Origin of the sequence: Isoptericola halotolerans (assembly GCF_045689585.1) — a bacterium.
GTDB lineage: Bacteria > Actinomycetota > Actinomycetes > Actinomycetales > Cellulomonadaceae > Isoptericola > Isoptericola halotolerans_B.
This window is the reverse complement of record NZ_CP140108.1, coordinates 315,697-338,246: the sequence shown is the minus strand read 5'-3', so window position 1 is coordinate 338,246 and position 22,550 is coordinate 315,697. Positions and strand designations below refer to the sequence as shown.

The following is a 22,550-nucleotide window of genomic DNA, read 5'->3' as shown; positions in this document are numbered from 1 at the left end:
CTATCCGTCCGTCGTCGGCCAGGGGGAGACCGGGTTGCCGTGCCAGCGCGACCCGGCGGGCAGCACCTCGCCGCGCATCACCAGGGACGCGGGGCCCGCCACCGCGGTGCGTTCCAGGCGGGTGGCGGGCAGCACCACCGAGTGCGGCCCGACGGTGGCGCCCGGCCGGAGCTCGACGGTGCCGAGGCTCATCACCCGGTCGTGGAACAGGTGGGTCTGCAGCACCGTGCCGCGGCCGACGGCGGAACCGTCGCCGAGGCGCACCAGGTCACCCTCGGGCAGCCAGTAGGTCTCGCACCACACCCCGCGACCCACGCGGACCCCCAGGGTGCGCAACCATCCGGTGAGCAGCGCGGTGCCCGTCACGTGATGGGCGAACCAGGGTGCGGCCACGACCTCCGTGAACGTGTCGGCGAGCTCGTTGCGCCACACGAAGCTGCTCCACAGCGGATGGTCACCGGCGCGGAAGCGGCCGACCAGCAGCCACTTGGCGGCCGACGTGACCAGGGCGGCGACGAGACCGGCGGCCAGCAGCGCCGGCCCGCCCAGCACGCCGGCCGCGACCCAGCCGGCGGTGCGAGCCACCTCCAGGACGACCGTCACGACCGCCACGCCGAGCGCCGCGGAGACGACCACGGCCGTCAGGCGGAGGACCTCCACGGCGCCGCGCGCCCACAGCAGCCGTCGGTTCGGGTTGAAGGTGAGTCCCTCGTCGGCGTCGTCGGCCGCCGCGCGCCGCAGCAGGACCGGCGGGCTGCCGATCCACGACGAGCCCTTGCGGGCCTTGTGCGGTGCCGCGGACAGCACGGCGACGAGCCCGTTCTTGGGGACGCTGCGACCGGGGGCGGTGATGCCGGAGTTGCCCAGGAAGGCTCGCCGCCCCACCTTCGCCCGGGCCACGCGCATCCATCCGCCGCCCAGCTCGTACGGCGCCACCATGGTGTCGTCGGCGAGGAACGCGCCGTCCGAGGCCTCCATCATCGAGGGGATGCCCACGACGGTGGACGCCTCGACGTGCTTGCCCATCCGGGCGCCGAGCAGGCGCAGCCAGCCGGGCGTGAACACGCTCGAGTAGAGGGGGAACAGCGCGGTGCGGGCCGAGTCCATCACTCGTTCGGTGCACCAGGCCTGCCAGCCGACGCGGCTGCGGACCGGGTGGTACCCGGCGGTCATCCGCAGGCTCAGCGCGCGGACGAGCGCGAGGGTGAGCAGGGCGTAGGCCGCGAAAGCGGCGAGGGCAGCCAGCGGGAGCCGCGCGGCGGCGGCGAGCATCGCGGCGGACGGCGTGGCCGGGCCGTCCGGCGGGGGACCACCGAGGAGCGCGAGCACCCCGACGGCGACGGCGACCACGGGCAGCAGCGAGAGCAGCACGCCGCCCAGCCCGTAGAGCGCTACCCAGGCCGGACCTCGTGCGGGACGCTCGTCCGGCCACGGGTGCTTGACCTGGCTGCGCCGGCGGGTCGCGGGCGACCCCTCCCAGTACTCGTGGCGGCCCGTGGAGCCGACGACGGCGGACCCGGCGGCCACGTCGGTGCCGCGGCGGACCCGGGCACCGGGGAGCAGGACGCTGCGCGCGCCGACCGTGGCGCCGCGTCCGACGGTGATCGGACCGACGTGCAGCACGTCGCCCTCGATCCAGTGCCCGGAGAGGTCGACCTCGGGCTCGACGGCGGCGCCGTCACCGACGCGGAGCATGCCCGTCACCGGTGGCAGGGTGTGCAGGTCGACGCCGCGGCCGATCCGGGCACCCAGCGCCCGGGCGTAGAGACCTACCAGCGGGGCCGCCGAGACGGTGATGCCGCCGAGCGCGTCGACGAGCCGTTCGGCCAGCCAGAGCCGCCGGTGGACCGAGCCGCCCCGGGGGTGGTCACCGGGGCGCACGCCGCGCAGCAGCAGCCTGGCCCCGAGGGCGGCGAGCGCGAGGCGGCCGAGCGGGGTCACGAGCAGCAACCAGGCGAGCACCACGCCGGCCGCGGGCGGCGCCGGGACGCCCGCCACCACCCGGGCGGCGCCGGACCCGGGGTCGAGGACGCCGACGTCGACGCCCGCCCGGGCGACGGTCACGGCCAGGGCGGTCCAGGTGGCCCAGCGGAGCCCGGAGACCACCCGCAGCAGCACGAGCATCACCTGCTGGAACAGGTGCGTCCCGGGCGTCGTCAGCGGGACGGGCGCCGCGGGGTCCGCGGCCGGGGCGAGGCCGGCGGGTCCGTAGGCCGTCTCGAGGCGGTCGGCGAGCCCTGCCACGGTGGGGTGGGCGTAGAGGTCGGCGACCGTGGCGGCGGGGTAGCGCTCGCGCACGGCCGAGACGACCTGGGCCGCGGTGAGGCTCCCGCCACCGAGGTCGAAGAAGTCGTCGTCGGAGCCCGTCGGCGCGACGCCCAGCACCGCCGCCCACCGCGCACCGACCCAGTCGGCGGTCGGTCCGCCGAGCGCGACGGGTCCGCCGTCCGTGGCGGTCCCGCCACCGGGCCCGGCGAGCGGCCAGGCGAGCGCGTCCCGGTCCACCTTGCCGCTGGTCCGGGTGGGGATCTCGTCGACCACGCCCAGCATCGGCACGAGCGCCGCGGGCAGCACCTCGCGCAGGTGGGAGGTCAGCGCGTGGGCGTCGAAGGTGCCCGGATCGGTGGGCACGACGTAGCCGACGATCACCTGGTTGCCGGCACCGGACCGGCGCACCGCCGCGGCCGCGGCCTTGACCTGCGGGTCGTCGAGCAGGGCGGAGTCGATCTCGCCCAGCTCGATCCGGCGCCCGCCGACCTTGACCTGGTCGTCGGCGCGCCCGACGAACAGCAGCCCGGCGGGGTCGTTGACCACCAGGTCCCCGGACCGGTACGCACGCTGCCAGCCGAGCGAGGGCAGGGGGGCGTACTTCTCCGCGTCCTTGGCGGGGTCCAGGTAGCGGCCGAGCCCGACGCCGCCGATGACGAGCTCACCGGTGGCGCCGGCGGGGACGGGGGTACCGGCGTCGTCCACCACGACGAGGTCCCAGCCTTCGAGGGGGAGCCCGATCCGGACCTCGCTCACCCCGTCGAGCGGCGCCGCGCAGGCCACGACGGTCGCCTCGGTGGGGCCGTAGGTGTTCCACACCTCCCGGTGCTCGCCGACGAGCCGGGCCGCCAGCTCGGGCGGGACCGCCTCGCCGCCGAAGATGAGCAGCCGGACCCGCGCCAGGTCGGCGGCCGGCAGCAGCCCGGCGAGCGTGGGGACTGTCGAGATGACGGTGATGCCGCGGTCGGCCACCCACGGGCCCAGGTCGAGACCGGTGCGCACCAGCGCGCGGTCGGCCGGGACGAGGCAGGCACCGTGGCGCCACGCCAGCCACATCTCCTCGCAGCTCGCGTCGAACGCCACGGACAGGCCCGCCAGCACGCGGTCACCCGGTCCCAGCGGTGACCGCTGGAGGAAGAGGCGGGCCTCGGCGTCGACGAACGCGGCCGCGCTGCGATGGGTGACCGCCACGCCCTTCGGCACGCCGGTCGACCCGGAGGTGAAGATGATCCAGGCGTCGTCCTCGGTCCGTGGTGCCTCCGGTCTCCCCGCGTCGCGGTCGCCGACGGCAGAGGCCGTGCCGTCCGGCCGGGTGCGGCCCGGTCCGGGGGAGAGCCGTCCGTCGTCGCCCAGCACGGCGACGACCCCGGCCTCGCCGAAGACGAGCTCCGCGCGTTCGGCCGGGTCGTCGCGGTCGACCGGCACGTAGGCGGCACCGGCGTGCAGCACGGCGAGGACCGACAGGTACAGGTCTGCGCGGCCGGACGTGGCCCGCACACCGACCCGGTCGCCGCGCCGCACTCCTGCCCGGGCCAGGGCGGCGGCTCGTGCGCGCACCTCCGCCTGCAGCTCGGCGTAGCTCCAGCTCCTGACGTCGTCCTCGACGGCGGGGGCGTCGGGGTACGTGGCAGCGGTGCTCGCCAGGACGTCGACGAGGGTGCGGGCCGGGGGCGTGCGGTCGCTCGCGAGCAGGGAGGGCGTCGGGGACACACGGGTCCTCTCGTGACGGACGAACGGGTGCGTCTTCACGCGGATCGTACGTTCCGGCGCCGTGGACCGCCTGCCGTGCCCGCGCGCGACGACGTCCCGCCGTGCGCTCAGCCCTCGGCCCGGTGCTCCCAGGCCTCGAGCCGGACCGTCCACGGCCAGGGCAGGGCTGCCTGGAGCGCGTCGCGCAGCTGCTCGCCCTCGGCCCGGTGGTCGCCCGCCACGGCGGCGTCGTCCCAGCCGTCGAACGGGTCGAAGTGCTCCTGGAACGTCGTCGCCCAGGTGCGGAGGCGGGTCCGCAGCGCGTCGTCGACACCGTTCTCGATCCGCGTCGGGAGGCTCGACCACAGCGGCCACCCGGCGGAGTAGTCGTTCATCAGGCGGACCTCGTACGCCGCGTGCGGAGAGCGGCTCTCGGCTGCGCGGTCGGCACCCGGGTCCGTGCTGTTCCCGGACACCTCGACGTCGTCGCCGGACCGAGCGTCGTCGGGGCGAGAGACGGCGCCGGACAGCGGCGCAGAGGCGAACCATCCGGACGAGCGAGCCACCTGTGGCTCCGCCAGCGGCCCGCCGCGGGCGTCGAGGCGGTCCAGCAGCTTCGTGAACACGTCGCCGGCGCGCAGACCGTCGTGCTCGAACTCGTTGGTGACCCAGGCGCGGGCGTTGCCGACACGGGCCGCGGTGTCCAGGGACAGGCCGGCGTCGACGAACATGTCGTCGTGGTAGACCGCCGCCTCGAGGGGCACCTCGTTCGCCGCCAACGCGTCGATGTCGTAGAGGTCGCGCCAGTCGCCGCGGGACGCGAGCGCCTCGGCGGCCTCCCGGAACGGCCTCAGAGCGGCGACCTGGTCGAACATCCAGGGGTAGATCATCTCGCCGGTGAACAGCAGCGGTCGCGCGTCCGTGGCGAACGCGGCGTCGCCGTCCCGCACCCGCTGCGCCGCCCACGCCGTCGGCCCGGTTCCGGACTGGGCGTAGATCGATTCGTGCAGCACGGCGTACAGCGGGTTGGTCGCGAACCCGGTGGTGGCCTCGACCTCGGCGAGGAACGTGTCCGTCAGCTCGCCCGGGGCGGCGTCGTCGAACGCCTCGTCGACGATCCAGTGCACCCGCTCGAAACCGGGCCCCATGCCGAACGCCATGCCGAGGGACTGGAACCGCTCGACGCTCAGCAGGTCCCCGCCCGGGAGCCGGACGTCGCCGACGGCGATCCGGTCGGCGATGCGCGCGATCCGCTCGACGTCGTCGCCGTAGCGGTGCCGGTACTGCTCGTTCTTCGCCACGACCCGCGCCTGGGTGCGTTCGTAGACCTCCTCGGCGCTCGCGGTCAGGCCCGCGAGCCCTCCGGTGACGTAGGACGCCGACACGCCCTCCGGCGCGAGCGACAGGTAGGTGAGGGTGAGGAACCCGCCGTAGGACTGTCCCAGGGTGGACCAGCGCCGCCCGTCGTAGATCGTGCGGCGCACATGCTCGGCGTCCAGCACGATCGAGTCGGCGCGAAAGTGGGTCAGGTGCTCGGCCTGCACCTCCGGGGATCCGAGACGCTGCAGCGCGCCCGCCCGGACCGCCGTCGACCGCCCGGTGCCGCGCTGGTCGAGCAGGACCACGCGGAACCGCTGCAGCGCCTCGCCGAGCCAGCCCTCCGCGCCGGTGGGCCGTGGGCCCTTGCCGCCGGGCCCACCCTGGAGGAACACCAGCAGCGGCAGGTCCTCGTGCCGTCGCCGGGGCGCGACGACCTCGCGCACGAACAGCGAGAGGGTGCGGTCGTCGTCGGGGGAGGCCCAGTCGAGGGGGACCGTGAGGGTGCGGTCGGTGACGTGGGCGCCGGGGATCGTGTAGGCGGAGGTCGAGGTGATGCTCACCGCCCCAGCCTACGAGCGCGGACGCCGGCTCGACCGACCTGCTTGATTTATTGGAGCGCCTGCTCCAATAATTGGCGGGTGAAGCCCACCGAGGTGCGCATGCCGCGTTCCGCCGCCGCCCTGGTCCTCCTGTGCGTGCTGGTGCCCAGCATCGGTCTGGGGTTCGGTCTGCCGGCGCTGGCGGGCTGGTTGCGATCCGGCCTGGAGGCCACCCCGATCCCCGTGCCGGGCGCGGTCGGCGTGGTGGCAGACCTGCCCCTGTCGTGGTCCGTGCCGATCGTCGCGACCCTGGGGCTGGTCGGTGGCACGTGGATCGCGCTGGCGATGATCAACGAGTCGTTGCAGGTCACCGTGTTCGACGACCACCTCGAGCACCGTACCGACGGCGGTGCGCTGCGCGGCGAGGGCTGGGTCGAGCGCAGCGAGGTCGCCGCGGTCTTCCGGGACGGCCGCCACCTGGTGCTCCTCGCGGCGGACGGACGGGTGCGGTCCCGCCTCGACGCCGACGACCTGCCCCGGACGGCGCTGCGGGACGCGTTCGTGGCGCACAGTTGGCCGTGGACCGATGCCGATCCGTACGAGACCGAATACGTCGGCTGGGTCGACGGGCGCCCGGGATTCACCGACGAGGAGCACGCCCTGCTGCGGCGCCGCGACCGCGAACGCCGGGACGCGGCGGCCGTGCAGGAGCTCGACGCCGCGCTCGGCCGCCTCGGCCTGGCGGCCCGGGTGCGCGACGGTCGCCTGCAGGTGCGCCGCTGCGACGTCGATGCCGGGAACGGTGGCCGTGGCGCGTCCCGTTGACCCCGAGCGGCACGCGGCCCGCCGGCTGCAGATCATCGACGCGGGGCTGACGGTCTTCGCCGAGCGCGGGTACGACGGCGCCACGACCGCACGGATCTGCCGGCAGGCCGGCATCGGTTCGGGAACGTTCTTCCACTACTTCGCCACGAAGGCCGACCTGCTGCTGGCGATCCTCGAGCTCGGCACCGCCGAGACGAGGGAGCGGGCGGAGGCGCTCGAGGGCCGCACGGACGCCTTGGGTGTCCTCCTCGAGCTGGTCGGCGCGACGGCGGACGACGCCGCCGACCCGCGGATACCCGGCTTCGTCCGGGCGGTGGCCGGGGTGATGCACGTGCCCCGGATCGCCGAGGCGCTGGCGGCCGACGACGACGCCCAGCGCGAGGTGCTGCGCGTCTGGGTCGTGCGGGCTCAGGCGAGCGGCCAGGCCCGCACCGACCTGCCGGCCGCTCGCCTGGTGTCCTGGCTGATGCTGCTCACCGACGGGTTCCTCGAACGGGTGGCCGTCGACGAGGGGTTCACGGCCGAGGGTGAGGGGGACGTCCTGGTCGACACCGCCCGCGGTTTCCTGCGCGGTGGTTGAGCGAGCCGCCGCCCCGGTGTGCCCCGGACGCACGACGGCGGGGACCGGTCGCGATGGCCGGCCCCCGCCGTCGCTCGTGCGGGCCGCCGGACTACTCGCCCGCGTCCTCGTCCACCCAGTCGAAGGTCTTGGTGACGGCCTTCTTCCACTGCCGGTAGAGACGCTCGCGCTCGCCCTCCGCCATCGACGGCGTCCAGCGCTTGCCCTCCGCCCAGTTCTCGGTGACGTCGGACTCGCCCTGCCAGAACCCGACGGCGATGCCCGCCGCGTACGCGGCACCGAGGGCCGTGGTCTCCGCGACCTCGGGGCGCACGACGTCGACCCCGAGCTGGTCCGCCTGGAACTGCATGAGCAGCTCGTTGGCCACCATGCCGCCGTCGACCTTGAGCTCGGTGAGGTCGACCCCGGAGTCGGCCCGCATCGCGTCCATGACCTCACGGGTCTGGTACGCCGTCGCCTCGAGGGCGGCGCGCGCGATGTGGTTGCGGTCGACGAACCGGGTCAGGCCGACGAGGGCGCCGCGGGCGTCCGGACGCCAGTACGGGGCGAAGAGGCCGGAGAACGCTGGGACGAAGTACGCGCCGCCGTTGTTCTCGACCTTGCCGGCCAGGTACTCGACGTCTGGGGCGTCCGCGAAGAGCCCGAGGTTGTCGCGCAGCCACTGCACCAGGGATCCGGTCACCGCGATGGAGCCCTCGAGCGCGTAGACGGCGTCGGCGTCGCCGATCTTGTAGCAGACCGTCGTGAGCAGCCCGTTCTCCGAGGGCACCTTCTCGGTACCGGTGTTGAGCAGCATGAAGTTGCCGGTGCCGTAGGTGTTCTTGGCGGTGCCGACCTCGAAGCAGGCCTGGCCGAACGTCGCCGCCTGCTGGTCGCCGAGGATGCCGGCGATCGGCACGCCGGGCACCATCCCGCGCGGACGGCCGCGGCCGTACACCTCGGAGGAGGAGCGGATCTCGGGCAGCATCGACATCGGGATGCCCATGTCGGCGGCGATGTCCTCGCGCCAGCTCAGGGTGTCGAGGTCCATGAGCATGGTGCGCGAGGCGTTGGTGACGTCGGTGACGTGGACGCCGCCGTCGGGGCCGCCGGTCATGTTCCACAGGACCCACGTGTCGGTGTTGCCGAAGAGCAGGTCGCCCTTCTCCGCGGCCTCCCGGGCGCCGTCGACGTTGTCGAGGATCCACTTGATCTTGGGCCCGGAGAAGTAGGTGGCCAGCGGCAGGCCGACGATCGACTTGTACTTCTCGGGTCCCTCGTCGCCGCCGAGCTCCTCGGCGATGGCCTGGGTGCGCGTGTCCTGCCAGACGATCGCGTTGTAGACCGGCTTGCCGGTGTTCTTGTCCCAGACGACGGCGGTCTCGCGCTGGTTGGTGATGCCGACCGCCGCCAGGTCCTCGTGCGAGATGTTGCCGCGGGTCAGGGCCAGCCCGACGACCTCTCGCACGTTGTTCCAGATCTGCTCGGCGTTGTGCTCGACCCAGCCGGCCCGGGGGAAGATCTGGTCGTGCTCGATCTGACCCGTCGAGACGCTGCGCCCCGAGTGGTCGAAGATGATGGCACGCGAGCTCGTCGTGCCCTGGTCGATGGCGAGGACGTAGTCGGCCATGCTGTGCTCCTTTGCGTTGACGTGTACGGGAAGAGTGGGTGGCGGGTCAGCCGAAGGCCACGGCGGAGGCGAGCAGTCCACCGAGGATGCCGCCGACGATCGGGCCGAGGACGGGGACCCACGCGTAGCCCCAGTCGCTGGACCCCTTGCCCTTGATCGGCAGCAGGGCGTGCGCGATCCGCGGGCCGAGGTCACGGGCCGGGTTGATGGCGTACCCGGTGGGGCCACCGAGGCTGGCACCGATGCCGACCACGATGAGGGCCACGGCGAGCGGACCCATGTCCCCGGGCCAGTTGGCGAACGACAGCACGAGGAAGACCAGGAAGAAGGTGCCGATCACCTCGGTGACGAAGTTCCACGCGTACGAGCGGAGCTCGGGGCCTGTCGAGAAGACGGCGAGCTTCGTCGCGGGCGGCGCCTCCTCGTCGAAGTGCTTCTTGTAGGCGAGGAACGCCAGCGCGGAGCCGACGGCGGCGCCGGCCATCTGGGCCGAGATGTAGATGAACCCGTTCGCCGCGGTCACCGGGATCCCGGGGCCGAACTCGGTGGCGCCGTTGGCCCAGAGCCCGAAGGTCACGGCGGGGTTGATGTGGGCGCCGGACTTGAAGGCCACGAACACACCGGCGAACACGGCGAGGCCCCAGCCGAAGTTGATCAGCAGCCAGCCACCGTTGAACCCCTTGGTCTTGGGCAGGATGACGTTGGCGACGACGCCGGCACCACCCAGCAGCAGGATCATCGTGCCCAGGAACTCGGTGATGAAGAGCTCACCTGACGACATTGTCGTACTCACCTTCTGTCGGACTTCGTTGTCGGATCCCCGGCGGGCGCCGGGGTCGTGCGGATTCGTGCGGCGGCCGCCGGGCGGCCGGCCGGGTCAGGAGCCGTGCAGCGGCCGCATCGGCGCGACGTCAGGCGCCTGCGAGCGAGCCTCCTCGGCCGAGGCGTCGTCGGTCTGGCGCGCGGCCGCGTCCTCGGCGTCGGCGCGGGCCTGGTACGCCTCGATCTCGGACCGGCGCGCCTGGTCGTCCCAGCCGAGCAGGGGGGCGGCGATCTCGGCGATCTCGTCGAGGGCTGCCCGGCCCTTGTCCGGCACCTCGTAGACCAGCCGCGTGCGGCGCAGCAGCAGGTCCTCCAGGTGCAGGGCACCCTCGTGGCTGACCGCGTAGTGGATCTCGGCGCGCAGGTAGGCGGGGGCGTGCTCCAGCGGTCGGGCGAGCGAGGGGTCCTCCTCGCAGAGGGTGACCAGCTCGCGCAGCGCCGAGCCGTAGCGGTGCAGCAGGTGGTCGAGCATGGCTGGACTCCAGCGGTAGCGCTGGGACCAGGCGCGGGCCTGGCGGCGCACGGCGGACAGCCCGACGGCGCCGACGAGCGGGATCTGGTGCGTCACCGACGGCAGCGCGTGGGCACGCTGGCCGATCGCGAAGTCCACGGCGTCCTTGGCCATGACGCGGTAGGTGGTGAGCTTGCCGCCCGCGATGACCGTGAGGCCGGGCGCCGGGGAGGCGACGGTGTGCTCGCGGGACACCTTGGAGGAGCCGGTGCCCTCCTTCGTGCCCGGCTGCAGCAGCGGCCGCAGGCCGGCATACGTCCCGATGATGTCGTCCCGGGTCAGGGGGTGGGCCAGGACCGCGTTGGCGTGGTCGAGCACGTAGTCGATGTCCGAGGCGTTCGCCACGGGGTGCACCGGGTCCTGCTCCCACGGGGTGTCGGTGGTGCCGATGACCCAGTAGCGCGACCACGGGATGATGAACAGCACGGACTTCTCGGTCTGCAGGATGAGGCCCACGGTGCCCTTGATGCGCTCACGGGGCACGACGATGTGGATCCCCTTGGAGGCCAGCACCCGCAGGCCGCCCTCGTCGCCGGCGAGCGCCTCGGTGTCCTCGGTCCACACGCCGGTCGCGTTGATGACGTGCCGGGCACGCACCGGGATCTCCCGGCCCGTCTCCAGGTCGACGACGACGGCGCCGTTGACGGCGCCGGTGGCGCTCTTGGTCAGGGCGACCACCTGGGTGCGGGACGCGGCGTGCGCGCCGTAGTCGGCGGCGGTGCGCACGAGCGTGCTGACCAGCCGCGAGTCGTCGACCGAGGCGTCCCAGTACTGGACGGCGCCGATGGCGGCCTCGTGCGCGAGGTCGGGGAACTTCTGCGCGATCTGGCGGCGGCTGAGGTGCCGGTGGATCGGCATCGCCCGGCGGCCCGGCGCGACGGCGGCGAGGGTGTCGTACAGCGCGATGCCGGCGCCGACGTAGGCCCGCTCCCAGACGCGGTGCTCGAGGGGATACAGGAACGGGACCGGCTTGACCAGGTGCGGTGCGAGCTCCTTGAGCAGCAGGTCGCGCTCGGTCAGGGCCTCGTGGACCAGGGAGAAGTCGAGCATCTGCAGGTAGCGCAGGCCGCCGTGGACCAGCTTGCTGGACCAGCTCGACGTGCCGGCGGACCAGTCCTGCGCCTCGACGATCGCGGTGGACAGGCCGCGGGTGACGGCGTCGAGCGCGATGCCGGCACCCGTCACACCGCCACCGATGACGAGCACGTCGAGCTCGGTGGCGGGCTCCTGCGAGCTCTCCAGGGCGGCCAGCGCTCGGGTGCGTGACTCTGCGGTGAGTCGGGAGGCCATCGGTCGGGCTCCTCTCGGTCGGGTTCTCCACCAGAGCACCACCACCGGAACGTTCTCGCAAGCCAGGTGCACGAACGTGCAGAATGCGTCGTCGCGCGTCATGCTGGGACGGTGACGACCTCTCGGGAACGCGACGTGGTGATGGCCGCGACGATGTACTACCTCCAGGACATGAAGATGGAGTCGATCGCGCGCCACCTGCGGACGTCGCGCTCGACGGTGTCGCGCCTGCTCAAGCGTGCGCGGGACACCGGCGTCGTCGAGATCACGCTGCGGCCGGCACACTCCCGCGCCCCCGGTCTGGGACGCGAGCTGGCCTCGCGGCACGGCATCGAGGTGTACGTGGTGCCCGTCGCGGACTCGGCCGACGAGACCGAGCGGCTCGGTCAGGTCGCCCGGACCGCGGCCCGCCTCGTGTCGCGCTGGTTCGACTCCGACATGGTGCTCGGCGTCGCGTGGGGCACCACCCTGGCGGCGGTGGCCGAGCACCTGACGGACAAGGCGACCCGTGGTTCGTCGGTGGTCCAGCTCAACGGGGCGGCGAACACCCGTACGTCCGGGGTGAGCTACGCCGGCGGGCTGATCGACCAGATCGGGAGCGCTTTCGAGGCGAACGTGCACCACTTCCCGGTGCCGGCCTTCTTCGACTACGCCGAGACGCGGGCCGCGATGTGGCGCGAGCGGTCCGTGCGCCGGGTGCTGGACGTCCAGACGCGCACCGACCTGGCGGTGTTCTCCGTCGGCGCGCTCACGGGCGTGCCGTCGCACGTGTACTCCGCCGGCTACCTCGACCCCGAGGACGTCGCGACGCTGGACCGCGCCGGGGTGGCCGGGGACGTGTGCACCGTCTTCCTGCGACCCGACGGCACCTACCGCGACATCGCGATCAACGCCCGGGCGACGGGCCCGACGCCCGACCAGCTGCGCCGCATCCCGCGGCGCCTGTGCGTCGCCGCCGGGGACAACAAGGTCGTGCCGCTGCGTGCGGCGCTCGCGGCCGGGGTGGTGACGGACCTCGTCGTCGACGAGGCGACGGCGGCCCGGCTCGCCGACTCCGGCGCGTGAACGTTCGTGCGCCCCGGCGGGGTGAGCGGCATGACGCGCGGGCCGCGTCCTACAGTGGCGACGTGCCCGCTGCGAGCTTCTCCGTCCGCCCGGCCCTCCCGGCCGACGTCCGCGTCGTGCGGGACCTCGTCGAGCCGTACGCCGCCGAGCGGATCCTGCTCGCCAAGGAGATGGTCGGCTACTACGAGGCCGTCCAGGAGTTCGTGGTGGCCGACGCCGGCCCCGACGACGGCGTGGTGGGCTGCGGTGCGCTGCACGTCATGTGGGAGGACGTCGCCGAGATCCGGACCCTGGCCGTCGACCCGGCCTGGACCGGTCGCGGCGTCGGTCACGCACTGGTCACCGAGCTGATCGGCCGGGCGCGCGGCATGGGCCTGCGCCGCTTGTTCTGCCTGACGTTCGAGGTCGACTTCTTCGCGGCGCACGGCTTCGAGGAGATCGACGGCACCCCCGTCACGCACGACGTCTACGCCGAGCTGCTGCGGTCCCACGACGACGGCGTCGCGGAGTTCCTCGACCTCGCCCGCGTCAAGCCGAACACCCTGGGCAACACGCGGATGCTGCTCGAGCTGTGAGCTCTGAGCCCGAGCGGACGGTCCCGGCGCGCCGTCACACCGGCAGCAGGTAGCGGCCGGCGTCGTCGGTCTCGGCCAGACCGTCCTCGACGAGCCCGGCGAGGCACCGGTCGAGCTGGGCCGGCGGGCCGGCGTCGGTGAGCAACGCCCGGGGCACGGGTACGTCGGCACCCCGCAGCGCGGCCATGACGCGACCGCGCACCTGCCGGTCGGTGCCCTCCCAGGCCTGGGTCCGCCGTCGGGCGGCGTGCTCGTCCGCGGGGAACCCGGCGAGGCGCCAGGCGCAGGTCGACCGCAGCGGGCAGGCCTCGCACCGCGGCGCGCGGGCGGTGCACACCAGCGCGCCGAGCTCCATCGAGGCGGCGGCCCAGGCTGACGCCGTCGCGTCGTCGTCCGGCGCCAGCGAGGTGGCGAGACGGCGTTCGGCCGCCGTGTACGACGGCGCGGGCAGCGCGACGCCGGTGACGGCCCGGGCCTGCACCCGGCGTACGTTCGTGTCGACGACGACGGCACGGCGCCCGAAGGCGAACGCCCGCACCGCCGCGGCCGTGTACTCCCCGACGCCCGGCAGCGCGAGCAACGAGACCTCGTCCGACGGCACGAGGCCGTCGTGCCCTTCCACGACCGCCCGGGCGCAGTCCGCGAGCCGCAGCGCTCGGCGGGGGTACCCGAGGCGCCCCCACGCCCGCAGCACGTCGGCCGTCGGGGCCGCCGCGAGGTCGGCGGGCGTGGGCCAGCGCTCCATCCACTCCCGCCACACGGGTTCGACCCGCACGACGGGCGTCTGCTGGAGCATCACCTCGCTCACCAGCACGCCCCACGGCGTGCGGTCGGTGGCCCGCCACGGCAGGTCCCGGGCGGCGTCCTCGTACCACGCGGTGACCCGCTCGACCAGTTCCTGCACGGCGCCATTGTGCCTGGTCCCGGCCTCCGGGTGATCCCGCCGGTACCGCGGCGCGGCTTCGTGGAGGAGCGCGCGCGACGACGTAGCGTTGCCGCGGAACGACGTGTCAGGAGGCAGGGGCGCAGTGGCGGCAGCGAAGGACCGGGGTCGGAGCGACCCCTCTCGCGGACGACGGACGACGCCGTCGGCGCGCTCGGCGTCGGGCGGCTCCGGCGGGTCGTCGCGGTCGTCTGCCTCCCGTTCGACGTCGTCCCGCTCGTCGTCGTCCCGAGGTACGAGCGGCACGGCCGCGAAGAAGTCTCCGCCCCGCAAGCCGGCGGCCAAGGGGTCGGCTACCGGGAAGGCGTCGACCGCCAAGGGATCGACCAGGAAGAAGCCGGCGTCCGGGTCGGCCTCGAGGACGTCCGCCGCGAAGAAGTCGTCCTCGGCCGGCCGGCGGTCGGGGCAGCGGCCGGCGGCGAAGAAGTCCGGCGGCCAGCGACCGGCCTCGGCCACGAGCGGCTCGGCGAGCTCCCGCGGCGCTCGTGGCCGGACCGGCCCCGCGCCGCGCAAGCCTGCGGCAGCCCGCTCCGGGCGCAAGGTGACGACGAACGGGCTGGTCGCCCCCGGCGCGACGCCGCGCCCGCGTGCCAAGCCGTCCGCGCGCACCGCACCGCGGCCCCGGCCCAAGAAGCCGACGGCGCGTGAGCTGCGCCGTCGTCGTGCGCTGCGCAACGGGACGCTGCTCGTCCTGCTCGGCGTCGGGCTGCTCGTCGGGCTCGGCACCGCGAGCGGGTACGGGATCGGCCGGGCCGTCGACGTCGTCCGGGACGCGTGGCCCGAGCCGCGCCCCGACCTGAGCGCCGACAAGGCGACGCCGCCCGAGCCGATCGACCTGTTCGGCCCCGCCGAGACCTGCCTGCCGAGCGCCGTCGTCCTGGACGTCACCCCGGGCACGGGCACGCTCACGTCCGGCGACGTGCTGTCGTACACGCTGCGCGTCACGAACGACGGGCGGATGCCCTGCCTGCTGGACGGACGGGGTTCCAGCATGCAGCTAGTGGTGACCGACGCCGAGGGTGAGCGCGTCTGGTCGTCCGCCGACTGCGGGAGCACCGGCGGGGACGACCTCCTGCTCGGCGTGGGGCAGTCCTGGGACCGGACCGTGCGGTGGAGCGGGTCGTCGTCGTCGCCGGGCTGCGAGGGCAAGCGGGAGCGGGTCCCGGCGGGGGACTACGTGGCCACGATGACCCTGGCGGACGTCCCCGACGCGGCCGGCGACCCGGCGTCGATCACCGTCGCCGAGCCGCCGGCTCCCGAGCCGGAGAAGTCGGCGGAGGCCGAGAGGTCGGCCGACGCCGAGGACACGGCGACTGGCGAGGGTGAGGACGACGCCTCGCAGGACGCCGCGGACACGGACGGCGACCGCGGTGACTCGGGCGAGACGAAGGACCCGCCGGCCGGGGACGACGAGAAGTAGGACTGAGCCCTACACGTAGCGTTCGAGGATGCTGGACTCGGCCAGCCGGGACAGCCCCTCGCGGACGGCACGGGCCCGCTGGTCACCGACGCCGTCGACGCCCATGAGGTCCTCGGCGCTCGCGGCGAGGAGCTTCTGCAGCCCGCCGAAGTGGGCGACCAGCCGGTCGATGATCGACGTGGGCAGCCGGGGCACCTTCGACAGGAGCCGGTAGCCGTGGGGAGCCACCGCCGCGTCGAGGGCGACGCCGCCACCGGGCAGGTCGAGCACGCGGCCGATCTGCGACAGGTCGAGGAGCTGCGCCGAGTCGAGCGCCGCGAGGTCGGCGTGGACGTCCTGGATGGTGCGGCCCGGACGGTCCACGTCGACGTAGTCGCGCACGACGAAGTCGCGGTCGGCGCCGATCCCGCCGAGGAGCTCGTCGAGCTGGAGCCGCAGCAGCCGGCCGTCGGTGCCGAGCTCGACGACGTAGCCGTCGATCTCGTCGGAGATCCGGCGCACCATCTCCAGGCGCTGGACGACCGCGCAGACGTCGCGGATCGTGACGAGGTCCTCGATCTCGAGGGCGGAGAGGGTCCCGGAGACCTCGTCGAGGCGTGAGCGGTACCGCTCCAGGGTGGCCAGGGCCTGGTTGGCACGCCCGAGGATCGTGTCGGAGTCCTCCAGGACGTGCCGCATGCCGCCGATGTAGATCGCCACGATCCGCATCGACTGGCTGACCGAGACGATCGGCAGGCCGGTCTGCTTCGCGACGCGCTCGGCGGTGCGGTGCCGGGTGCCGGACTCGCTCGTCTCGATCGTCGGGTCGGGCAGGAGCTGGACGGCGGCGCGCCGGATACGGGTGGAGTCCCGGTCGAGGACGACGGCGCCGTCCATCTTGGACAGCTCGCGCAGCCGGGTCGCAGAGAACTCGACGTCGAGCACGAACCCGCCGGAGCAGATCTCCTCGACGGTCTTGTCCAGACCCAGGACGATCAGTGCGCCGGTGCGGCCCCGCAGGATGCGTTCGAGGCCGTCCCGCAGCTCGGTGCCGGGGGCGACCGCGGCAAGGGTCTCCCGCAGCAGGGCGTCGGGGTGCGCGTTGGAGGGAACCACCTGCGCATTCTACGACGGACTGTCCTCCCGGGGACGGGTTGTCCGCGTGGTGTCGCCCTGCGCCGCGAGCTCGACCGCCTCGGCGATGTGCCGTGCCTCGGCCAGCCGGAGACCGACAGGTGCCTTCACGGAGGTGCCGGCCGGTACGACGGCGCGGCTGAACCCCAGCCGCGCGGCCTCGGTCAGTCGCCGCTCCAGCCCGGTCACCGGCCGGATGTCGCCCGCGAGCCCGACCTCACCGACGGCGACCGTCCCGGCCGGCAGGGCGTCCCCGGTGCGCGCCGAGACGATGGCCAGCGCGGTGGCGAGGTCCGCCGCCGGCTCCGTGACCCGGGCGCCGCCGATGGTCGAGGCGTAGACGTCGGAGTCCGCGAGCCGCAGGCCGGCGTGCCGGTGCAGCACCGCGAGGATCATGGCGAGCCGCTGGGACTCGACCCCGCTCGTCGCCCGCCGCGGGTTGGCCAGCGGTGACGGCGCCACGAGCGACTGGATCTCCAGGGCCAGCGGACGGCGGCCCTCGAGCGTCACCGTGACGCAGGTGCCCGGCACGCCCGCGCCCAGGTGCGACAGGAAGAGCCCGCTGGGGTCGCTGAGCCCCACGATCCCCGACTCCGACAGGTCGAAGCAGCCGACCTCGTCCGTAGGGCCGAACCGGTTCTTGACCGCCCGCACCATCCGGAGCCGCGAGTGGCGGTCGCCCTCGAACTGGCACACCACGTCGACCAGGTGCTCGAGCGTGCGCGGTCCCGCCACCGTGCCGTCCTTGGTGACGTGCCCGACGAGGAGCACCGGCACCTGGCGGGCCTTGGCGGCCGCGATGAGGGCGCCCGCGACCTCGCGCACCTGGCTGACGCCGCCGGGCGCGCCGTCGACCTCCGCCGAGGCGATCGTCTGCACCGAGTCGACCACGAGCAGCGCGGGGTCGGCGGCCTCCAGGTGCCCGAGCACCGTGGCCAGGTCGGTCTCGGCCGCCAGCAGGAGCGTGTCCGCCAGCGCGCCGATGCGCTCGGCCCGCAGCCGGACCTGTCCGGCCGACTCCTCGCCCGTCACGTACAGCACGGGGCGGGCCACGCCGTCGGCCCCCCGCGCCGCGTTCGAGGCGACCGAGAGCAGCAGCGTGGACTTGCCCACGCCCGGCTCGCCCGCGAGCAGGACCACGGCCCCGGGCACGAGGCCGCCGCCCAGGACCCGGTCGAGCTCCTCGACGCCGGTCGGGGTCGCCCGGGCGGAGTCGACGTCGATCTCCGCGATCGGCCGGGCGGCCGAGCGCACCGGGTTGACCGCCGTCGTGCGGGGCCCTGCCGAGGCCGGACCCTCCTCGGCGACGGTGCCCCACTCCTGGCACTCCCCGCACCGGCCCACCCACTTCGCGGTGGTCCAGCCGCACTCGCTGCAGCGGAACGCCGGACGGGAGGACTTGGCGCGCGAGCGCGCGGAGGTGGTGGTGCTCACGGGGCAACGCTAGGTGTCGGCACCGACACCGGACGGAGCCCGGCCCCGACACCGGTGCCGGGACCGGTGCCGGCGCGGACGCCAGGCCGTAGGCTGCTGCGCGACACCTCGTCGGCAGCGCCGCGCGAGGGGAGAGCAGGAGGACGTCGATGGTCGACCAGAGGCCCGGGTACATGTCCCCGGGATTCCGGACCCCGGGGAACAAGGTGCACCAGAAGAAGTCGCGGGCCGCCGCCGTCCGCCGCCGCAAGGTCGGGCTCGTCGTGGCACTCGTGGTGATCGCGGCCGTCGCCCTGGTCACCGCGTTCGTGTGGCCAGGGTTCGCCCGCCAGGACACGGACCCGCAGCCAGACACCACCGTGACCGCCGCCCCGCCCACGCCGACGGCCGAGCCCGCGGACCTGCCCGAGGACGCCACCGAGCTCCTCGCCGCCCTGCCCGACGACGTGCTGCAGCTCGTCCGGCTCGACGTCGCCGAGAGCGACTGGGTCGAGGGCGCCGACGCGATCGAGGCGTGGGACGTGACCTACGGCGACGGCTCCGACGGCGGTGAGCAGGTGGCGCTGGTGGTCGGCCAGTGGGTCGAGGCGGAACCTGCCGCCGAGGTGCACTCCGCGCTCCTGGAGGCCGCCGGCGCCCCCGTCGCGGAGGGCGACGTCACCGTCGACGGCGAGACCGTCGGTCCGTACGTCGTCACGCCGGGCGCCACCGCGGGCGAGGCCGTGGTGACCTGGCGCAACGGCACGGTCGTGCTCCAGGCGACCGGTCCCGACCAGCTCGTCCAGGACTTCTACCGGGCGTTCCCGCTGTAGGGCGCCCCCGTCACAGGAGAGAGACCAGATGACCACGCAGATCGCCGGCACGAGGGTCGCCTTCCTCGGCACCGGGAACATGGCCGAGGCGGTCCTCGCCGGAGCGCTGACGTCGGGCCTCGCGCCGTCGGACGTCGTCGCCACCGTGCGTCGGCCGGAACGCGGTGCCGAGCTCGCCGACCGGTACGGCGTCGGGACGACGACCGACAACGCCGAGGCCGTCGCCGGGGCGAAGGTCGTCGTCGTCGGCGTCAAGCCGAAGGACGTCGCCGCGATGCTCGACGCCGTGGCGGGCTCCCTCGCTGCGGACGCCGTCGTGGTGAGCGTCGCCGTCGGTCTGCCGCTGTCGGTCTACGCCCGCCACCTGCCCGCGGGACAACCGGTGGTGCGGACCATGCCCAACACGCCCGCGCAGGTGGGTGCCGGGGTGACCGCCGTCGTCGCGGGCCCCACGGTCGCGGACGCGGACGTCGCGCTGGTCGAGGCCCTGCTCGGCGGCACCGGGGAGACGCTCCGGATCACCGAGAAGGAGATCGACGCGTTCGGCGCGGTCGCCGGGTCGGGGCCCGCCTACGTGTTCTACGTGGTCGACGCGATGGCCGAGGCCGGGGTCCTCCTGGGGCTCGCCCGGGACGTCGCCCGCCGGCTGGCGGTGCAGACGGTGCTCGGCTCGGGCCGGCTGCTCGCCGAGACCGGCGAGCACCCGGCGATCCTGCGCGAGAAGGTCTCCTCGCCCGGTGGCACCACCATCCAGGCGCTGAAGCGCCTCGACGACGGCGGCGTGCGAGCCGCGTTCCTCACGGCGATCGAGGCCGCGCGGGACCGCTCGCGCGAGCTCGGCGAAGAGCTCGGGACGGAGCCGCAGGCTCGGCCGACGCCCCGAGGCTGAGCCCGGTGGCGGACGGAGCGACGTCGCGGCGTGGTCGGCGGCCCGCCGGTCAGGGGACGCGCGCGCTCGTGCTCGACGCGGCCCGTGCGGAGTTCCTCGAGCGGGGCTACGACGCCGCCTCGGTCCGGGGCGTCGCGCGGCGCGCGGGCGTGGACCCCGGCACGGTGCGGCACTGGTTCGCCGGCAAGCGGGAGCTGCTGACGGCCGTCCTGGGCATCTCGCCCGTCGACCCGGCGGCGATGGTGCAGGGCGCGCTCAGCGGCCCGGTCGACGAGCTGGGGGAGCGGCTGGTGCGGGGCGTCCTGGGGCTGTGGGACGGCGACGGTGGCGCGACGGTCCGGCTCGTGATGCCGGCGGTGATGGCGGACCCAGGGCTGCGCGCCCTGCTGCCCGGCTTCCTGGGCTCCGCGGTGCTCGGCCCGATCGTGGAGCGGCTCGGCGTCTCCGACGCACGACGGCGCAGCTCCCTGGTCGCCTCGCAGGTCGCCGGGATGCTGCTGACCCGGTACCTGGTACCGATCGACCCGCTGGCCTCGATGCCTGCCGACGAGGTCGCCCGGCTCGTGGGCCCCACCGTCCAGCGGTATCTGACGGGCGACCTGGGCTGAGCCCCTTGCGCGGCAGCTCCACGAGGAGCAGAATTCACCACATGGAGAAAAGGTGGTCGGGCCCGGCGGTACGGACCCGTGGGCTGGGCGTCGAGCGGGGCGGTCGCCAGGTGCTCGGCGCCCTCGACCTGGAGGTCCCCACCGGGCAGGTCGCCGGCCTGCTGGGCCCCTCCGGCTCCGGCAAGACCACGCTCCTGCGTGCCGTCGTCGGCGTCCAGGACCACGTCACCGGTGAGGTGACCGTCCTCGGCGAACCGGCCGGCGCCGCGGGGCTGCGACGCCGCGTCGGCTACGTCACGCAGGCCGCGTCCGTCTACACCGACCTCACCGTCGCCCAGAACCTGCGGTACTTCGCCCGGCTGGCAGGTGTGCCGGCGTCGGGCGCCGAGAAGGCCGTCGCGGGCGCCGTCGACACCGTCGACCTCGCCGGCCACGAGGACCAGGCCGTGGGCACCCTGTCCGGTGGGGAACGCTCCCGCGTGTCCCTCGCCGCCGCGCTCGTCGGGGACCCCGAGGTGCTCGTCCTCGACGAACCGACCGTGGGGCTCGACCCCGTGCTGCGCCGCGACCTGTGGGCCACCTTCCGGGCGCTCGCCGCCGAGGGTCGCACTCTGCTGGTGTCGAGCCACGTCATGGACGAGGCCACGCGGTGCGACCGGCTGCTGCTCCTGCGTGCCGGGACGCTCGTCGCCGACACGACCCCGGACGAGCTGCTCGCCACCACCGGGGCCCCCGACGCCGAACGGGCGTTCCTCGCGCTCGTCGACCGCTCGACCCAGGAGTCCCGATGATGCTCGTCACCGCCGGACGGGTGCTCGCCCAGCTGCGCCGCGACCACCGCACCGTCGCCCTCATCCTCGCGCTGCCCTGCCTGCTGCTCGGGCTGATCGCCTGGATGTTCGACGGCACTCCCGTCCTCGACCAGTTCGGGCCCCTGCTGGTCGGGATCTTCCCGCTCATCGTCATGTTCCTCGTCACCAGCGTCGCCACGCTGCGCGAACGGCAGTCCGGCACGCTGGAACGCCTCATGACGACCCCCGTGCGCCAGGGGGACCTCGTCGGCGGCTACGCGCTGGCGTTCGGCGCGCTGGCGCTGCTGCAGGCGCTCGTCGTGGTCGGCTTCGCGCTCGTCGTCGGCATGGAGGTCGCCGGCCCGGTCTGGCTCGTGGTCCTCGTCGCGCTGCTCAACGCCGTCCTGGGGTCGTGCCTGGGCCTCGCCGCCTCCGCCCTCGCCCGCACCGAGTTCCAGGCCGTCCAGATGATGCCCGCCCTGATCTTCCCGCAGCTCATCGTCTGCGGCCTGCTCATGCCGCGCGACCAGATGCCCGAGGTCCTCGAGTGGATCTCCCGCGCGTTCCCGCTCACCTACGCCGTCGACGCCATGCAGCAGGTCGCCGCCGGTGCCGGGTGGGCCGACGTCGCCGGCGCGGTGGGGGTCACCGTCGCGTTCATCGTCGGGGCCGTCGCCCTCGGCGTCGTCACCCTGCGCCGTCGGACCCCGTGAGGTTCCCGCCCGACGCCGACGCTCGGCGAGGGCGTCAAGGCCTCGCCGAGAACCGCTCCAGCAGGTCCGCGTGCCCCGAGCACACCAGCAGGTCGTTCGCGCTGACGCGCGTCTCCGGCGTCGCGTAGGCGAAGTCGATTCCCGGTGACTTCACCCCGATCACCGTCACCCCGTACTTCTTGCGGATGTCGGACTGTGCGAGCGTGAACCCCTGCATCTCGCGGGGCGGGCGCATCTTGACGATCGTGAACCCGTCCTCCACCTCGATGTAGTCCAGCATCTTGCCGCTGACCAGGTGCGCCACCCGCGAACCCGCGTCGGACTCCGGGAAGACGACGTGGTGCGCCCCGATGCGCGTCAGGATGCGACCGTGCTCGGCGGAGATCGCCTTCGCCCAGATCTGCGGCGTGCCGAGGTCCACCAGGTTGCCCGTGATGAGCACCGACGCCTCGAGCTGCGTCCCGACCCCGACGACCACTACGCCGAAGTCCCTCGCGCCGAGCTGCTCCAGCGCCTCCGGGTTCGACGCGTCGGCCTCCACCACCGGGAGCCGACCCGACCATTGCGCGACGAGCCGGTCGTCGGTCTCCACGGCGAGCACGTCCTGGCCCAGCCGGTCCAGCGTCGTCGCGATCGCCGAGCCGAACCGGCCCAGCCCGATCACGAGCACACCGGCGTCCCGCTCGGACGCCTTCTTCTCAGCCACGTGTTGCTCCTCCAGCTCGTCTCAGCGG

General features: G+C 74.1%; 19 protein-coding genes. 10 read left to right on the top strand and 9 right to left on the bottom strand.

Annotated elements, in window-relative coordinates; genetic code table 11:
• Both UQW22_RS01595 and UQW22_RS01590 read right to left on the bottom strand, forming a co-directional pair.
• Window positions 1-3,978 (bottom strand): Pls/PosA family non-ribosomal peptide synthetase, encoded by a 3,978-nt coding sequence (locus tag UQW22_RS01595; protein ID WP_407319088.1) that lies wholly within the window; start codon window positions 3,976-3,978, stop codon window positions 1-3.
• Window positions 3,979-4,085: 107 nt separating this feature from the next.
• A complete protein-coding gene (locus tag UQW22_RS01590; RefSeq protein ID WP_407319087.1) occupies window positions 4,086-5,837 on the bottom strand; it encodes an alpha/beta fold hydrolase in 1,752 nt (583 codons plus the stop codon).
• A 78-nt stretch (window positions 5,838-5,915) separates the two neighbouring features.
• On the opposite strand from UQW22_RS01590, the gene UQW22_RS01585 reads away from it, so the two are divergent.
• The gene (locus UQW22_RS01585; protein WP_407319086.1) at window positions 5,916-6,641 is read left to right on the top strand and encodes a hypothetical protein; all 726 of its coding nucleotides are present in this window, start codon (window positions 5,916-5,918) and stop codon (window positions 6,639-6,641) included.
• Complete coding sequence (locus UQW22_RS01580; protein ID WP_407319085.1) at window positions 6,625-7,221, top strand: TetR/AcrR family transcriptional regulator; 597 nt, start codon at window positions 6,625-6,627, stop codon at window positions 7,219-7,221. Before UQW22_RS01585 ends, UQW22_RS01580 begins: the two co-directional genes overlap by 17 nt.
• 91 nt (window positions 7,222-7,312) lie before the next feature.
• Here UQW22_RS01580 and glpK read toward each other — a convergent pair whose 3' ends face one another.
• The 3 genes from glpK to UQW22_RS01565 all read right to left on the bottom strand — a co-directional run bounded on the left by glpK (window position 7,313) and on the right by UQW22_RS01565 (window position 11,453).
• Window positions 7,313-8,830 carry a glycerol kinase GlpK gene (glpK, locus tag UQW22_RS01575; protein ID WP_407319084.1) on the bottom strand — a complete coding sequence of 506 codons (1,518 nt, stop codon included), beginning with the start codon at window positions 8,828-8,830 and terminating at the stop codon, window positions 7,313-7,315.
• A 46-nt stretch (window positions 8,831-8,876) separates the two neighbouring features.
• On the bottom strand, window positions 8,877-9,611 hold the full coding sequence (locus tag UQW22_RS01570; protein ID WP_407319083.1) for an MIP/aquaporin family protein: 735 nt from the start codon (window positions 9,609-9,611) through the stop codon (window positions 8,877-8,879).
• A 96-nt stretch (window positions 9,612-9,707) separates the two neighbouring features.
• On the bottom strand, window positions 9,708-11,453 hold the full coding sequence (locus UQW22_RS01565) for an FAD-dependent oxidoreductase (protein WP_407319082.1): 1,746 nt from the start codon (window positions 11,451-11,453) through the stop codon (window positions 9,708-9,710).
• Between the two features lie 111 nt (window positions 11,454-11,564).
• Here UQW22_RS01565 and UQW22_RS01560 point away from each other — a divergent pair, with 111 nt between their 5' ends.
• On the top strand, window positions 11,565-12,518 hold the full coding sequence (locus tag UQW22_RS01560) for a sugar-binding transcriptional regulator (RefSeq protein WP_407319081.1): 954 nt from the start codon (window positions 11,565-11,567) through the stop codon (window positions 12,516-12,518).
• A gap of 62 nt (window positions 12,519-12,580) precedes the next feature.
• Window positions 12,581-13,093 carry an amino-acid N-acetyltransferase gene (locus tag UQW22_RS01555; protein WP_407319080.1) on the top strand — a complete coding sequence of 171 codons (513 nt, stop codon included), beginning with the start codon at window positions 12,581-12,583 and terminating at the stop codon, window positions 13,091-13,093.
• Between the two features lie 34 nt (window positions 13,094-13,127).
• On the opposite strand, the gene UQW22_RS01550 is transcribed toward UQW22_RS01555, so the two are convergent.
• Window positions 13,128-13,997 carry an A/G-specific adenine glycosylase gene (locus UQW22_RS01550; protein ID WP_407320695.1) on the bottom strand — a complete coding sequence of 290 codons (870 nt, stop codon included), beginning with the start codon at window positions 13,995-13,997 and terminating at the stop codon, window positions 13,128-13,130.
• A 580-nt stretch (window positions 13,998-14,577) separates the two neighbouring features.
• Between UQW22_RS01550 and UQW22_RS01545 the strand changes: the two genes are divergently transcribed.
• Window positions 14,578-15,456, top strand: coding sequence for a hypothetical protein (locus UQW22_RS01545; protein ID WP_407319079.1), 879 nt, complete (start codon window positions 14,578-14,580; stop codon window positions 15,454-15,456).
• A gap of 9 nt (window positions 15,457-15,465) precedes the next feature.
• On the opposite strand, the gene disA is transcribed toward UQW22_RS01545, so the two are convergent.
• Together disA and radA are read right to left on the bottom strand one after the other, a co-directional pair.
• Window positions 15,466-16,551, bottom strand: coding sequence for a DNA integrity scanning diadenylate cyclase DisA (gene disA, locus UQW22_RS01540; RefSeq protein ID WP_407319078.1), 1,086 nt, complete (start codon window positions 16,549-16,551; stop codon window positions 15,466-15,468).
• Between the two features lie 9 nt (window positions 16,552-16,560).
• Window positions 16,561-18,003 carry a DNA repair protein RadA gene (gene radA / locus UQW22_RS01535; RefSeq protein WP_407319077.1) on the bottom strand — a complete coding sequence of 481 codons (1,443 nt, stop codon included), beginning with the start codon at window positions 18,001-18,003 and terminating at the stop codon, window positions 16,561-16,563.
• 149 nt (window positions 18,004-18,152) lie between these two features.
• Here radA and UQW22_RS01530 point away from each other — a divergent pair, with 149 nt between their 5' ends.
• Genes UQW22_RS01530 through UQW22_RS01510 form a run of 5 tightly spaced genes read left to right on the top strand, consistent with a single transcriptional unit; the run spans window position 18,153 to window position 21,816 of the window.
• Window positions 18,153-18,815: a hypothetical protein gene (locus UQW22_RS01530; protein WP_407319076.1), complete on the top strand. Its 663-nt coding sequence runs from the start codon at window positions 18,153-18,155 to the stop codon at window positions 18,813-18,815.
• 28 nt (window positions 18,816-18,843) lie between these two features.
• Window positions 18,844-19,704 (top strand): pyrroline-5-carboxylate reductase, encoded by an 861-nt coding sequence (proC, locus tag UQW22_RS01525; protein ID WP_407319075.1) that lies wholly within the window; start codon window positions 18,844-18,846, stop codon window positions 19,702-19,704.
• Window positions 19,705-19,709: 5 nt separating this feature from the next.
• Window positions 19,710-20,312 (top strand): TetR/AcrR family transcriptional regulator, encoded by a 603-nt coding sequence (locus tag UQW22_RS01520; protein ID WP_407319074.1) that lies wholly within the window; start codon window positions 19,710-19,712, stop codon window positions 20,310-20,312.
• A 41-nt stretch (window positions 20,313-20,353) separates the two neighbouring features.
• Window positions 20,354-21,103, top strand: coding sequence for an ABC transporter ATP-binding protein (locus UQW22_RS01515; protein ID WP_407319073.1), 750 nt, complete (start codon window positions 20,354-20,356; stop codon window positions 21,101-21,103).
• Entirely contained in the window at window positions 21,100-21,816 is a 717-nt protein-coding gene (locus tag UQW22_RS01510) for an ABC transporter permease (protein ID WP_407319072.1), read from the top strand. Before UQW22_RS01515 ends, UQW22_RS01510 begins: the two co-directional genes overlap by 4 nt.
• Before the next feature lie 34 nt (window positions 21,817-21,850).
• Here UQW22_RS01510 and UQW22_RS01505 read toward each other — a convergent pair whose 3' ends face one another.
• Window positions 21,851-22,522: a potassium channel family protein gene (locus UQW22_RS01505; protein WP_407319071.1), complete on the bottom strand. Its 672-nt coding sequence runs from the start codon at window positions 22,520-22,522 to the stop codon at window positions 21,851-21,853.
• Window positions 22,523-22,550 lie beyond the last annotated feature (28 nt).